Source organism: Halolamina sp. CBA1230 (assembly GCF_002025255.2).
Classification (GTDB): Archaea; Halobacteriota; Halobacteria; order Halobacteriales; family Haloferacaceae; genus Halolamina.
Genome location: NZ_CP054589.1, coordinates 1 through 15,175, shown reverse-complemented (window position 1 = coordinate 15,175; position 15,175 = coordinate 1). Strand labels below are relative to the sequence as shown.

The window sequence follows — 15,175 nt, the reverse complement described above, 5'->3', positions numbered from 1 at the left end:
GAAGAGGTGCAAAACTAGATAGTACGCTATCCGTTTTAAACGGAAGACTTCCGGAAAGCGACTTGCGACGTGCAAGTAGTTGATGGTTACTCTGACAACAATCCCTTATACATTTCTAACACGTTCCTCGATATCTGGCTCCAGTGTAGCTTCTCCTCAACAATCTCGAGGGCGTGGTGGCGCAACTGGTCTGTATCGATCGTCCCCTTGTTGATCGCCCGGAGTGTCGCCGGAAATTCTGACAACGGTCTCTCGAGCAGATGATAGCCATCTTCGACGGGAAACCCACTCGCACCGAACGGAGTCGTCACCGTTGGAAGTCCGTGGGCCAAAAACTCCGGAATTTTTGTATTCGATCCAGAACCAGTGTGCACGGGATTAATACCGACGTCACTGATTGCATACCACGGAGAAAGGTCCTCAACGTATCCGACCGGCTTGAGGTTGGACGGTATTTCGGTTTCGTCAATGTCACTGCATACACTACCGATGATGAGAAACTCTATGCTGTCGCCGTCAATATGGTCCGACCAAGAGACAATTTCGTTGACAGCGCGATTGTTGGGTTCGTAATCGCTCCCAACGAAGATACAGCTCAATTTATCCGAATTATTATGATGCGCTAGCTCGTCGCGGTTGATCTCTCGTGAATCAGAGTCTATTCTGACATTTGTTCCGTTGTAAGCGACGTGGTAGCTGCTGTCCGACGAATACTCGTTTCTGTACCAATCGCGCTCCTCCTCCGAGACAGTGATAACGATGTCAGCATTTTTCACCGCGTATCGCTCAAGCTTACTCAGCCGCCAGCGTATCGCCGGGCGTATTATTTCTGGGGCCTGTACGCGCTCGGATTCGATATTATGACTCGAATATACGATGGGTGTCTCATCGGGTTTGATCCTATGAAGATAAGGGAACAGGCCGGGATGTTCCACTTGTATGAGGTCCGCAGTCCGAACGTACTTACGCAACTGTCGGTGTCGAACTACGTGTAACATAGGTGACGGCCAGAGACGGCGGAGGTTCACAGCATCGGGGATGATCCCGGCAATGCTAGGGGAGTATCTGTACTCGATGTAGTCGTCGGCAATTTCTATCGTTTGGTCGACAGATCGAGGACTACTCAAATTAAGGGCGAACCGGGTGACGGTCCATTCGGGATGAACCTCCGAAACAAGGCCGTGAACGCGCTGTGCTCCCCCGAAATCCGGTGGCCAAGCTGGATACGGAGAAACTTGGAGCAGGTTCATAGTGTTATTCCGAGAGTTTGACCGTACTGTCTTGAGTGTACAAAATCCCCAGAGAACCGCTGCTGTATATCTTACTTTCCCTGCTGACCGTAGTTTCGAGTGTGTTTCTACTCATCCTGGCTTTGGTGAAACTGGCTAGGGTTGCATCTTCGACGTTCAGTATCACGTGATCCGACCAACGCCACCGGTAGAGGAGCAAGTTCGTGTCGATGTTGACTCCCGTTGAGGTTAACGTCGCCCGGTTCGTTTGAAATATCCGGTGCCGATCTTTCAGAACTAGTCTCGACAGCCACAGCGCGTCAACGCGTACTTCGGTTTTCTGTGTGAATTCCCCTACGCTCCTGAGTTCGTTGTATTCTCTTTCGGTAAATTCTCTCTGGATCTGACGCTCTTCATGGAGAGAATACTGGTCGTCACTGGAGATGATGGCCCCTGTTGTTCCGAGGCCAGTAATCAAAAGTAACGCCATGAGCAGTCCAGCTTTCGATTCCACTTCGACTGCTCTGTACAAACCTATACCGACAATCAAGGCAAAGAAAATCCCGAATCCATGCTTGAATCGGCCGATAGATTTTATTACAATAGGAAGTTTGACACTAAAGGGTAACACAATGACGCTCACAAGCATGATCGGGAGTGCCCTCCGATACCGTCTCATTGACTCGATTACTGCTGCTATTCCGAGGATGGACGCGGCGATGAGCAGTGTGTTGTGAATCCCGGCCCACGAACTGAGGTCGGAAAACGCTGTCAGCACCGTCTCTGTTGGTCGGGCAATATCGTACCAGTAAGACGATGCATCCCGTGCAGTCGGGCTAGAGGAAGTGTATCTCTGTATCGCCACGACAAGTGCGGTGGTGAGAGTAATGATGAATTCTTTTCCTACCAACGTCCAGTATGCGACCGCTCCGACACAGATTGTCAGCACCAATAAATAATTGTCATTAATTATTTGGTGGTTTTCATTCAGAATGGTTAAATTAGCTCCCTTCTCCAGGATGAGTATCAAAATCAAAAGTGGGATTATTAGTATTATCGTGAAATCATGCAAGATTATAAGGAAAATAGAGGAGAGGACGCCTACCACTGTCCACCTCGAACTCTGTCTGTTGGATCCAGTGTTGAATACAACCAGTAGTAAGAGCGCGATTATAGGAATAGCGATCGACTGAGGGAACACGTATGTGCTGTAATACTGCATTGGACTCAACGACGAGAGCGCAATCACGACCGCACACGCCTCTGCTTTTTTTAATTTCAATCTCCTCGAAAATAGGTACATACTCGGTAACAGCACGCCCGCGTATGTTACGATTCCAGATAGAATAAGGGCGTCGTACGGAGATATCTTCGCAAACTCCGCAACAGATGCGGATAGTATATGTAAACCGGGAAAGTCCGCGTACCTAGGATTAGTTATCCCAGCCAGCATCCCTGTATTGACGACCTTCTCGACAATCCGGGCGTGTTTGAACGTATCACCACTGCCGAAATATAACCCATTGGTAATGTACTTGGTCAGTGGATTGAGACTGTATAGCCCGACTACCTGAATCAGTATTCGGTGAACCGATAGTTTGTACCGCAACTGGAAGGCTATCAGAGCCAGGATGACTGGATAACAGAAGAGTAATACGAACGTGCGGCTCCCAAGAACTACGGCCAAGGCGACGGAACCGAACAGTAGGGTTGCGACCGATTTCCACAGCCACCCCGGCGGATTCACGTCTTTCGATATCTTTACTCGGTCACGTACCCTGAGGAAATTCAACAGCGTCGCGATACCGACACCCAGGAGGAGGTATCCGCCTTTGATAGCAGTGATGACACCCAGAACTCTGCTGACACCCACCAGCAGAAGTGCTGTCAGCACCAGCATCACGGAGAGGACAACCTCGTCGGGTCTGAAGGTGCGTCCGAGAGACAGTATCTTGTTACTCATCGTGTCGCCTCTCGGACAGAGACCGTGCGAGCGCATCAGAGAATGTGCTCAGGTCTCCCGGGTCGACGAGATATCCCCGGTCGTAGTCACTGAGATTCTCTCGATGCGGCGGGATATCAAAGACGACGATCGGACAGTCGAACAGTCGTGCCTCGGCTATCGGAAGGTTGAAGCCCTCCGAGATTGACGCAGACGAATAAACGTCAGCAACCGAGTATATCCCGGCGAGGGTGTCGTCCGAAACCCACCCTGTTAAAAAAACCTCCCCACAGGCCATGTCGGTCAACTCTTTGGCGTACTGTTCCTCTTGGATTTCGCCGACAAGGATTAGTTGAACGTCTCTGACTGTCTCGCTGACGTCGTTGTACGCTTCAACAAGATCGTGTATGTTTTTATTAGTGTTGATGCGACCAACGTATACGATCGTCGGTCGCGTCGGGTCAAGGCCGTACGTTACCTCTAATTCGTCGGGGGTTTTCGGGTCGGAAAAGCGCTCTGTGTTGACCTTGTTTTGCACGACGATGGCCTCCTTCCCGGTCTTTCGTTCGAACTCCTCTCGTGACGACTTACTTACCGTACACACTACGTCTGGATCTAGGTAACTCGGGATCCGCGTTTTCAGGACTGAATTGATCCGGATGTGGACCTTGTTAACAAATCCCTTTCCGGACTCGCGGGCCTCAAGGTCGTGGTGATACCACCGAATATATGCAGTTCCGTGCATTTTTTTACACAGGTGTGATACGACATCAAACGGATACTGGTGGACGATGGCGGCGTCAAACTCCCGGAGTGAACGTAAGAGAGCAGATGTAGAAACAGGATTAAATGGACTAACTATGTCGTACATACCCGAGAGGATTGCGTTGTCGGGACTGTAGAGACTGGTGACGGATGAATATTCGACTGAATCGAATCGATTTTTAAAACAAAACACAGACACGTCTTTGCCTGCAGACGCCAGTTCTGATATTTGTTGACTGATCACTTGACTTATGCCATTTGAAGGAGAAAAGTTTCTGGTAAATATCGCTACTTTGTCCGCATCGCTTCCAGAGTGTTCGTCGACAACATCAACTACGTCCATGATGATTCATCTTCTACCACAGACAAACAATTACTGTGTATTATCATTCCATACTGGTCTACATAATGCCTGCAAGATCTCGAAACGGACAAGACAGCACGACAGAGAAATTCGAACATAGAATCATCTTTTCTAAAACACAGACCACACATACTGGCCGATCGTATACAGTCGTATAGCCAGCAGAGTATTAATAATTTACTGTCGAGAGAAAGAGAGGGCGTCAACCTTAGCAGGAAGGAAACGGCCGGGTATAGCATGTTGATGAATTAGCTGTATCGTTTCGATTATATAAATGGCGGTGCTGGGCGATGGGCACTGTTTAGATAAGGTCTGAAGAACGAGGCGGTGCGAGTTGTAGGTTTCCATGCCACAAACAGCTCGCCTCACTGGATTTAGTAGTGGCTCTGAGTTAGGATTTGTGGAGCGAGAAGTGACACCCGAGCCGGCGATGAAGTTGGATACCCAGCTGCATGCTGTGGGACTTTCATTGGCGGATACCCCGGTCTTAGCTGGCCCGGGTGTCGATCGGTGTCGCTCAACCGTGCGCAGTTGGATGCAGAAAGCTGGCCTACAGCTGACTAGCGGGAAGAGCCCAAATCACGTTGCGATCGACGAAACGGTGATTCAGCTTAACTAACAGCCGCTTTTTGGCTGTATGTCACAGTGGATTCCAACATCATCGAATTCTCTCCATGTCCGGCTTTTTCCAACCTAATGATCGTATTGACAAAATAGTTCCTGTAGGAACTGACTGGGAAACACGACGTTGCCGACAGCCTGTTTCTCGTCGATGGCGCATGGCTGCAGGGGCGTAGTTTGATCTATCACTCCGATTTCAGCATATGACTCATGGGAATCGGAATGCTGTCGAACGGCTGTTCAAAGAACTGAAAACGCCTCACCCAGCAGTTTGCTACGCATTTCCGCCATGCAACTGCTGCTCCGCAGAAACATGGCTCCAAACGTTCGCCTTCATTTGAAATCAGCTAATCTGAACAGTGCCGCCACTCACCCGAAGATTGTTGTCGGTAGCATGGTTAGTGACGCCACGGAAATTCTATAGGAGTGCCATCGTCGAAATATATCGACCAATACTTATAAATGCAGTTCCAGCCAATCCATATTGAAATGACAGGGATCTGGAGAAACCTACAGAAAGCAGACATAAAGAATATCGTCCTCTTTGTAGGCGACGCTGTCAGATATCAATCAATCAACCAACGACTCTTAAACTACGGCCCGACATTCAAGACAATCGCTGCTTCGCTTCACACCCCCGCATCGTTTGCGACTATGCTGACGGGACTGAACGTTCCAGAACACGGTGTTGTCGGGTTTTCAAATGTGCTTTCTACCGATATTGTCTCTCTTGTCGATTTAGATGGCTGGAATACCTATTTCTCCGCCAAAGAGGGGACGATGCACGAAGATTTGCATCGCATCTTTCAGATGGCTGAATCTGCACATCTCGACGATACCGAGAGGCCGTTTATTTGGGTCGTCAGAGATCCCGGCGGACACGCTCCTTACAACGGGTACGACCCAGACACGTACGATCAGGTTGCTGAAACAGGTCCCGAGTACCTGAACAGAGTCGCAGGAGATAATGAACAGATCAGGCGAGATTACGAGTCCGCCGTCGACACCTCTCTCGACCGCTTCGAAGATGCAATCCAGTGTGTTCGTGAACGTGGGATCGAAGACGAAACTCTCCTTATATACACGAGTGACCACGGGGAACTCCTTGGGGAGTATGGAATGCTCGGGCACAACCATGTGGCCTGCCCAGAGCTCGTGTACGTTCCGACGACGTTCGTTCACCCGACTCTCGACAGCGGTGAACAGGAAACAGCCATCCGACACATAGACCTGTTCCCTACGCTCACAGAGGTCCTCGACACCGACCAAGTGGACCTCGAACAGATGTCTGGTGAGCCGATATGGAACAAGACTGATGATATCGGCTACAATCACTTTGAGATGGTATTTTATAATAGTGACCTGTTAAGTAACATAGCTACCGAAGTCAAGAGTTGCTGGAACGGGGACGGAGGGCACGTCTTTGTAGAGAGTTCGTACAAAGACGCGCTTCTCGTGTATCTGGGCATACTGGCGAAAAGCTATAAAGGAAAACAGATACGAAAGGACCGTGCGTTCATCGAGGCATTCAAACAATTCACACCGGGTCATATGACCTACGGTGCACCCTCGTTTGATCGAACAACTGCGGAAGAATACATTGAGGATCTCGGTACGCGTTCCGAAGCAGTTGAGACGACAGACCTCGATGACGAGACGAAAGAACGACTAGACGATCTCGGATACATATGAGCTACAGACGGCATATAAATAAGAGTAAAAATAACCGATGAACGTCCTCATCTACGTCCTCGACGCGCTCCGCGCTGACCACGTCTCCTGTTACGGTTACGACCGCGATACGACACCGACGATAGACAGACTCGCCGAAGAAGGCGTCCGCTACGAGAACTGCTTCTCACCAGCGACTTGGACCAAACCAGTCGGTGCCTCGCTCCTGACAGGCGCGTACCCACCATTACATGGTACACGGTCCAGGGAAGATGTCTTCGACGCAGATATTACCCGCCTCCCCGAAACGCTTTCACAGGTCGGTATCACATCTGCCGGCTTTTCCACGATGGGGAACGTCTCGGCGAGTATCGGCTACGGCCGCGGGTTCGACACCTATCACGACCTCTACAAGGACTCCGATATCGTCGCGAAGAGACAGACTCGCGACACCGACTCGGAGGAACTCGAACACGAAGACCGAGACGAGATCGCACTCCCACGAGCCGAAGACCTCAGCGATTCGGTCGTCGAGTGGCTCGAAACCGACGCCGGAGACGATTTCTTCGCGTTCTGCTGGTCCATCGAACCCCACATGCCCTACGACCCGCCGGAGGGTTATAGAGACTACACCAATCCCGAGTACCATGGGCCTGTCGATGGTCAGCGAGACACCCTTCCCGACGTCGAAACGGACGCGGATCTCGAACAACTGAAAGCGCTCTACGACGGTGGTATCAGCTACAACGACGACGAGCTTGGTCGCATCGTCGATGCGCTCGAAACTCAGGGAATCTACGACGAGACGATGATCGTGGTTCTCGGCGACCACGGCGACGCGTTCAACGAACACGACCGTCTTACTCACGGCCACCTCCCGTACGACGAACTGATCCACGTCCCCCTGGTTGTCAAACCGGCCACGGAATCGGGCATCGAACCACAGGTCGTCGAGGAGACTGCGTGCCTGGTCGACGTACCAGTAACGGTGATGAGTGCTACCGGCGTCACAGACGTTCCCGAGACGGTCGAAGGCCGAGAACTCCCCCCGTTTGGCCCTCCTGGAAGCTCCGCACCTGTATTCTCTGAGACCCGGTTCCGGGACGTTTATCCGTCGTTTTACTCTGTCCGGACAGACGAGTGGAAGTACATGAAGGTTGACGAACCGAACCGCGACGTTGGAACGATGCTCGATACCGTGAAACAAATTTACCAGCGTGGGTTAATCTGGGAGATCGTCCGCAATCCGCGGTACTACCTCGAACGCTACCTCCACGACGAGAACCGGTTCCTCTACGATCTTAACAACGACCCGGACGAACAGCTCAACCTCGTCGACGAGCAGCCGGAGAGAGCCGACGAGATGGAGTCACTGCTGGCGACGTGGATGGAAGAAGGCGAGCGACGTCACGAACGCCTCTCCAGCGTCGACGATCTCGACATAGACCACAAAACGAGCGAACAGCTCAAACAGCTCGGGTACGTCGAATGAACCAATGACGCCGGCTGCGTCGCCTGTGGCGGACGACGAACTTACAGTTTTGAACGTCGTCGTCTCCTCCCCCGATAAGCGCGGCGGCGCTATCCGTGCGGGCCTCCAGCTTGGCGACCACCTCAAATCATACGCCGACGTCGATACCGTCAAGATGGCCGGCAAGTACGACGAGTTACTCGCCGAGGAACTCGGACTGACAGGTGGGTTCGAGACGACGCCGTCCCGGACGCTGCTACGAAACATCGGAAGGGCGATAGTGGGCTCAGCCGGAAATTACGAAAACACCGTCGTATGGACGGAACTGTCGACGCCGCGCCCACTCGGAGAGTACGACGTTGCACACTTTCACAACGCGGTCCCACTCTGGGGATTGCTCTCCGCCGCGATACGGTGTCGACTTGCGAGCGTTCCGTACGTAATGACAACCCATGGTATCAGCAAGATTCCGGACCTTCCCGAAAGTATGGAGATGTCGGGTGCCCAGCAATTCGTCTTCAACCTGGCATTTCTGCGGCCGTATCGATGGGTCCTCGGGAACGCTGAGGCACTCTTCGCACTCTCGGAGAGCGACGAACAGCGATTGAACGAAATGCTTCCCACAGTCCCAACGACGGTCGTCCCGAACGGTGTCCGACTCAATCTGGATAAACCAGGCACTGACCTCCTGAATTTCGACCTCCCATCGAACCGACCACTGCTATTCTTCGTCGGGAAGCTCATCACGAGCAAGGGTATTGGCGACCTTCTCGACGCCTACGAGCAACTCGAGACCGAATGTACTCTCATCGTCGCCGGACCACCGGAAACCGAAAAGTACGTCGAACGATTGGAAGAATTCGACCAGGAGAACGTTCGATATCTCGGCTACGCAGACCAAGATGTGCTGGAGGCGTTCTATCGTCGCGCGGATCTGTTCGTCTTCCCGACTCGGTCTGATGTCTTCCCTCTCGTCACGCTCGAATCGCTCGCAGCGGGTACGCCCGTCGTTTCGACCACTGTCGGCGGTATTCCGGAACAGATTACTAACGAAACTGGAATTCTAGTCCCCCCCGAACGGCCCGACGAAATCGCAGGGGCCGTTGACGAGTTATTGAACGACGACCAGCGACGGGCTTCAATGAGCGAAGCAGCGATAGAAAGAGCAAAAACCGAGTATTCCTGGGACGGCGTTGCTCGTAAGACTGTCAACGTGTATGAACGCATCTGTGAGTGACCGCCTACAAGTGGCAAATCGGTATCCAATACTTCCCAGCAAACTTTTCGCAGTTCGAATACCGCAAGACGGCTTCACCAACATATATACGAACTGAAACGGAACGGCCGAACAATGGTAGAGAACGTCCTGCTGGTCACTATCGACTCGTTACGGGCGGACCACTTTGGTCAGGATGCATCCATCAAATCTTCAACTGAAAATATAAAAAAGGCCGCTAGAGACGGCCACTCCTTCAATCGAGCCTTCGCCACTGGGCCAGGAACTACACCATCCTTTCCGGCAATGCTCACGGGCACACTTCCGCTCTCGTATGGCGGTCTCGGGCCACTCATAGACGGGCGACCGAGAGTCAGTACAGAAATCCGGAAGGCGGGACTGGCGACGGGCGGGTTCCAATGTAACCCCTTTCTCTCTACCCATTTCAATTATGACGTTGGCTACGACGAGTTTAAGGACTACCAGAATCCCTTGATGGGGATCGCAACGAAAATCTTCCCCCGCGGTATCGAGATCAACAACCCGAAACTCCGAAAGGTAGACGATACTCTTCACATCACGGACGCCATCAAGAAATCCTACCAGCTCGTCAAAGGCAAACCTCGCCCCTACGTGAGCGCCGAGGTCATCACTGACGACACCATCGAGTGGCTCAACGAGACCGACGAATCATTCTTCTGCTGGACCCACTATATGGACGTTCACCACCCGTGCTTTCCACCAGAAGAATATCGTGAACGACACGGCGTACCTGACGCGACCCAGTCCGACGTTTCGGAATGGTATTCTGCGTTACTTCGGAATCCGGAAACACTATCGGACGAGGAAATACGGAAGCTGAAGCAACTGTACGAGGCCGCAATCGAATATACATTCGACCAAATCGATCGTATACTCACCAATCTCCAAGAGACTGGTCGTTACGAAGACACACTAGTTATTATCACATCTGACCACGGTGAACTTTTCGGTGAGTACGGCCAGTACGGAAAGCCTGAGCGGATATACGACGAGTTGCTTCACGTCCCACTCATTGTTGCAAATGGTCCGGATTATCTTGACGACGCTAAGGACCAACTGGTGAGTCTTCTCGACATCCCCCCTCTAATTCACGACGTACTTGGACTTGAGATTCCAGATGAGTATGAAGGACAAGTTCCCGGCGTCGACGACCCCCGTGATTACATTATGGCAGAGCACGAGGTGGAAGGCGAGGTCATCGTCGGTGCCCGTTCCAAGGACTGGCTCTACGAAGGCGACGAGATTCACAACGAACACCGGCTGTTTGACCTTCGCGATGGGAAGTTCGAGCAAGTCGACCGCGACCATCCCGATGCAGCAGTCGTCCGTGAAGCAGTGTTAGCGCGACTCGACGAACTCGACGTGGAGGCGAAATATCTCCAGGGAGACGTCGAGACTGACGTCGAAGACCGCCTCGAGGACCTCGGATATCTGTAGCGGTACCTATCTGATAGTTATCGCAATAGCAAGATTATTGACGGGCAACAGATATCCATATGTATGACCGATTGGGGAAATCAAACCGTTCTTGTAACTGGAGGAGCCGGCTTCATCGGGTCATTCCTGACCGAAGAACTGAACTCGCGTGGCGCTGATGTAATCGTCGCAGACAACTTCTCGAAAGGGCACGACAAACTCGAGCACATCGCTGACGATGTCGAGATCAGACCGGTCGATCTCACCACGCACAAAGGCTGTATCGAAGCAACTGAAGGAGTCGATCACGTCTTTCACCTAGCAGCAAGCGTCGGCGGCATTCACTACATCCAGCGGGAGAACATCGGCGGACTCACGCCGAGCGTGCTGATGAACCAGCACATGCTGGAAGCCGCTCGGATCAACGATATCGACCGATTCCTCTTCGCGTCGAGCGCCTGCATTTACCGACAAGAACACGACGATTTGAACAAGTTCAGCGAGGATCAGGCAATCCCCGCAAACCCACACAGTACGTACGGGTGGGCGAAGATCCTGGGTGAAGTTGCATGCGACGCGTATCACGAGGACAGTGAAGTCCAGACCAGCAGCGTCCGTATCTTCAACGCGTACGGCCCACGTGAGAATCTCGACCCAGACAGTAGCCACGTGATTCCGTCACTCTGCCGGAAAGCGATCGAAGCCGAAGATGGTGACTCGATCGAACTCTTCGGCGACGGTACGCAGGAACGCGGATTCATCTACGTCACCGACCTCGTCGACGGGATGATCGAGACGATGGAGAAGAAATCCGACGGGGAACCGATCAACCTCGGAAACTCCAAGGAAGTCGTCAGTATGAACGAACTCGCCGAGAAAATTATCGAGATCAGCGGAAAGGATCTCTCCATCGAACACGACCTCTCGATGCCGACAGGGACCGACAAGTACGCTGCGGACATGACGAAGATGAAGGCCGAGCTCGACTGGGAGCCATCAGTAAAACTCGAAGACGGTCTTGAACGCGTATACGAATGGGCAGAGAAAGAACTCGAAGGGACTAAACAGGCCGCTGTCGCAGACGGAGGTGACACATGAGTGAGTGGACTGACGAGCGAGTACTCGTCACGGGTGGTGCGTCATTTATCGGAAGTCATCTCGTCGAAGACCTCGTAGCCGAAGGCGCTGACGTCCGCGTCGCCGACGACTTCTCCAGCGGCGAAATGGAGAACCTGGAAGAAGTCAAAGACCAAATCGAGGTCCTCGAAGGTAATCTAAAACACTGGGACTTCGCTGACGAAGCGTCGGAGGACATCGATACAGTCTTCCACCTCGCTGCGGACCACGGCGGGCGCGGATACATCTCGCAGTACCCCGCGAACTGCGCCACGAACATGGCGCTCGACAACATCGTCTACGAGACCGCTGCGAAGAACGGCGTCGGCCGCATTTGTTTCGCTTCCAGTGCCTGTACGTACCCGACGGACATCCAGCAAGAACGACAGCGCCTGCGTGAAGATATGGTGAGTTTCGAGGAACGCGGCGGCGCCTACGCCGACGAAGTGTACGGCTGGGCAAAGCTCATGGGCGAGCGCTCGCTCCAGGCCTACAACGAACAGTACGACATCGACACCAGCGCCGTCCGAATCTTCACGGCCTATGGCCCCCGTGAGAACGAAACGCACGCGATTGTCGCGTTTATGGCCAAAGCCTACGCCGGCCAAGATCCGTTCCAAATCTGGGGTGACGGCGAACAAACGAGGAATTTCACCTACGTCAAGGACATTACTAACGCGCTCCGACTGGCCGCGGAGAACATCACGGACGGCACCCCGGTCAATGCGGGGATCAGTCGCTATGTGACGATGAACGAGGCCGTCGAGATCATCTTCGATTACCTCGACTGGGAGCCCGACGAGATCAACTATATGACCGACAAACCTCAGGGCGTCCGCCACCGCGCCGCGGATACGAGTCGGGCAGAGGAACTCCTCGGCTGGGAACCCCAGTACACTGTCGAGGAAGGTATCAAGAATACACTCGATTGGTACGTCGAAAACCGCGATCCAGACTACGTCCGCGAAAATCTCGAAACGCTCCTCCACGAGCGCTAACTCAGCAACGCGGGTTTTCTAATGGCTGACGCAAACAAAGAATACGTTCTCGTTACGGAGTATTTCCACCCCGACACAGCTTCGACCGGTCAGCTCATGACCGACCTCGCGGTCGGACTCGAAGAGCGCGGGTTGGATATGACCGTTCTCACCGGGCAACCAAACTACCACAGCGGTGAGAACGAGAAACAACCTCGTGTGTCCACACACGAAGGCGTCCAGGTCAAACGTATCCGTGCACCCCAGGTTCGCCAGTCGTCGATTCCACGACGCTTGTTCAACTGGGGGATCTTCACAGTCTGGATGTTCGTCGTTATGCTGTTGGGCCAAACGGAGAAGGAACGTGAGGTGATCTTCGTCTCGAATCCCCCCTTCCTGCCCGTTGCGATGTGGCTCGCCTGTCGTATTCGGGGGTGGGACTACACCTACATCGTCTACGACCTCTATCCCGACCAACCAGTCGAACTTGACTACATCCCCGAAGAGAGTATCCCCCACCGCATCTGGGATTTCTTCAACCGGCGTGCCTTCCTCGCAGCGAAGCACATCGTCGCACTCGGTCCCGTGATGAAGGAGCGAATCAGCCGCAACGCGGGCCCCAAGTTCGACGAGAGCAAGGTCGAAATCATTCACAACTGGGAGGACGAGGAGTTCATCCAGCCGATGGACAAGGAAGAGAACTGGTTCAGCGAGGAACACGGGCTCGTCGACCAGTTTACAATCCTCTACTCAGGGAACATCGGCGACTTCCACGACCTCGAAACGCTGGTTGAGGCTGCTGCCGAGTTCGAGGACGAAGATGTCGGCTTCCTCATCATCGGCGAGGGAGACAACAAATCGAATATCGTCTCCCTAGCCGAAGAACTCGACATCAAAGGCGATACGGTGGAGTTCCTCCCGTACCAACCATGGGACGACCTCCCGTACAGTCTCACGTCTGCGGACGTGTCGGTCGTCACGGTCAAGGAAGGATTTGAGGGAATCTGCGTCTCCAGCAAACTCTACAGCGCGATGGCGGCTGGAGAACCTGTCCTCACAATCGCGCAACCGGACGACGACGAATCCCGGATTGTTGAACAGTTCGACGCCGGGATTCACGTCCCACAGGGAGATGTGGACGGCATTGTCGATGCTATCGAACATTGGAAGTCAACCCCTGAACTCGTTGAGAAACAGGGGGAGAACGCACGTGAGGCGTTTGAGGAGAACTTCACCGTGGACGAATCGATTGACGACTACTATCGGATACTCACGGAGTAGCGCTCAAAGCCTTCGAGCGCGCTGAAAAATATCCTCGTAGCCAGGTTCGATTTGTTCGTCTTCACTCTCAAAGGCCCCCATCTCCCAGAATTGGGCGTCCCCTGCATCGGAGCCAGGTTCAGGGTCTCCTTTCGTCGCACTTCGTTCGACGCGATAGATGATGACGAGGACGTTCTCCCGTTCGCCCGCAGTAACGAATGCAGTATCGAACAGTTCCAGATCTTCCTCTGAAGCCGTTACACTGGTTTCTTCTTCGAGTTCTCGAACAGCACCGAGAGCGGGGGGCTCGTCGTACTCCAGAAACCCTGCAGGGACGCTCCACGTACCAACACCGGGGGGTTGCGTGCGCTTCACGAGCAATATATCGCCCTCGTCAACGACGAGTACTCCCGCGCACGGCTTGGGGTTTCGGTAAATCGGGGTCTCACACTCCTGGCAGTATCGACGTGTCCGCCCTTCGATCTGTTTGTCGACAAGCACAGTGCCGCAAGTAGGACAGTAGGTGAGGGTGTATGATCCCATATCTATCGATCCTTGTAGCGGCGCCGGGATTGAATCCCGAAATACACTGTCACAAATACGAGTGCCGACAGTATTCCGTAGCCATTCACCAGTGAATACGCTTCTCGGGCCGAATTAGTAGCATCGGCTTGAACACGGGGAAGGGGATTGCGGACGGCGACGTCCTGAACAGCGTCGCCAAAAACGATCTGTGAGGGGTACTCCAATCCAACACCTGTTTCGATAAGCGGATACAGAAACGTAACGGGGCCACCATCAAGGAAATCCAGTAGGAGATGACTAGCCAGAAAGATAGTCGCAACAGCTGCATATGATCTAGTGCCAGCAAATCGACGTTCGAGGACAAAAGCGACCGAACCGATTACGCCGACTGCAAAGACAGAGTGGAGAAGTCCCGGAATCCCGAGTAGCTTGTCGAAATCAGGGAGAATCGCGAATATTGCCAAGGCAAAATACCGTGGGGAAGGAAAGAGATCGGGTCGAATCGCATAAGCAACTGCGACCGGAAGAAACAGATGCGTCAATACATCCATACACGAGGT

The 15,175-nt window shown here is 53.1% G+C and carries 12 protein-coding genes and 1 pseudogene; 8 read left to right on the top strand and 5 right to left on the bottom strand.

Annotated elements, in window-relative coordinates; all coding sequences use genetic code 11:
- Window positions 1–86: 86 nt before the first annotated feature.
- From B4589_RS16535 to B4589_RS16525, 3 genes are read right to left on the bottom strand one after another with little or no spacing between them, the layout of a single operon-like run.
- Window positions 87–1,250, bottom strand: coding sequence for a glycosyltransferase family 4 protein (locus B4589_RS16535; RefSeq protein ID WP_079235429.1), 1,164 nt, complete (start codon window positions 1,248–1,250; stop codon window positions 87–89).
- Between the two features lie 4 nt (window positions 1,251–1,254).
- Window positions 1,255–3,192, bottom strand: a complete 1,938-nt coding sequence (locus B4589_RS16530; protein WP_143414407.1) for a hypothetical protein — start codon at window positions 3,190–3,192, stop codon at window positions 1,255–1,257.
- On the bottom strand, window positions 3,185–4,279 hold the full coding sequence (locus B4589_RS16525; protein ID WP_079235431.1) for a glycosyltransferase family 4 protein: 1,095 nt from the start codon (window positions 4,277–4,279) through the stop codon (window positions 3,185–3,187). Before B4589_RS16525 ends, B4589_RS16530 begins: the two co-directional genes overlap by 8 nt.
- Before the next feature lie 367 nt (window positions 4,280–4,646).
- Between B4589_RS16525 and B4589_RS18520 the strand changes: the two are divergent.
- The 8 genes and pseudogenes from B4589_RS18520 to B4589_RS16485 all read left to right on the top strand — a co-directional run bounded on the left by B4589_RS18520 (window position 4,647) and on the right by B4589_RS16485 (window position 14,111).
- Window positions 4,647–5,262, top strand: a pseudogene (locus B4589_RS18520) (IS6 family transposase).
- 121 nt (window positions 5,263–5,383) lie between these two features.
- Entirely contained in the window at window positions 5,384–6,613 is a 1,230-nt protein-coding gene (locus B4589_RS16515) for a sulfatase-like hydrolase/transferase (RefSeq protein WP_079235432.1), read from the top strand.
- 37 nt (window positions 6,614–6,650) lie between these two features.
- Complete coding sequence (locus tag B4589_RS16510) at window positions 6,651–8,084, top strand: sulfatase (RefSeq protein WP_079235433.1); 1,434 nt, start codon at window positions 6,651–6,653, stop codon at window positions 8,082–8,084.
- 25 nt (window positions 8,085–8,109) lie between these two features.
- Window positions 8,110–9,300, top strand: coding sequence for a glycosyltransferase family 4 protein (locus B4589_RS16505; RefSeq protein ID WP_176330567.1), 1,191 nt, complete (start codon window positions 8,110–8,112; stop codon window positions 9,298–9,300).
- 114 nt (window positions 9,301–9,414) lie between these two features.
- The gene (locus B4589_RS16500) at window positions 9,415–10,758 is read left to right on the top strand and encodes a sulfatase (RefSeq protein WP_079235435.1); all 1,344 of its coding nucleotides are present in this window, start codon (window positions 9,415–9,417) and stop codon (window positions 10,756–10,758) included.
- A 63-nt stretch (window positions 10,759–10,821) separates the two neighbouring features.
- Complete coding sequence (locus tag B4589_RS16495) at window positions 10,822–11,835, top strand: NAD-dependent epimerase/dehydratase family protein (protein ID WP_079235436.1); 1,014 nt, start codon at window positions 10,822–10,824, stop codon at window positions 11,833–11,835.
- Window positions 11,832–12,851 carry an NAD-dependent epimerase/dehydratase family protein gene (locus B4589_RS16490; protein ID WP_079235437.1) on the top strand — a complete coding sequence of 340 codons (1,020 nt, stop codon included), beginning with the start codon at window positions 11,832–11,834 and terminating at the stop codon, window positions 12,849–12,851. The genes B4589_RS16495 and B4589_RS16490 overlap by 4 nt, the downstream gene beginning before the upstream one ends.
- Before the next feature lie 21 nt (window positions 12,852–12,872).
- Window positions 12,873–14,111, top strand: coding sequence for a glycosyltransferase family 4 protein (locus B4589_RS16485; protein WP_079235438.1), 1,239 nt, complete (start codon window positions 12,873–12,875; stop codon window positions 14,109–14,111).
- 3 nt (window positions 14,112–14,114) lie between these two features.
- Here the strand turns inward: B4589_RS16485 and B4589_RS16480 are convergent, their stop codons facing one another.
- A complete protein-coding gene (locus tag B4589_RS16480) occupies window positions 14,115–14,633 on the bottom strand; it encodes an NUDIX hydrolase (protein WP_079235439.1) in 519 nt (172 codons plus the stop codon).
- A gap of 2 nt (window positions 14,634–14,635) precedes the next feature.
- Window positions 14,636–15,166: a metal-dependent hydrolase gene (locus B4589_RS16475; RefSeq protein ID WP_079235440.1), complete on the bottom strand. Its 531-nt coding sequence runs from the start codon at window positions 15,164–15,166 to the stop codon at window positions 14,636–14,638.
- Window positions 15,167–15,175 lie beyond the last annotated feature (9 nt).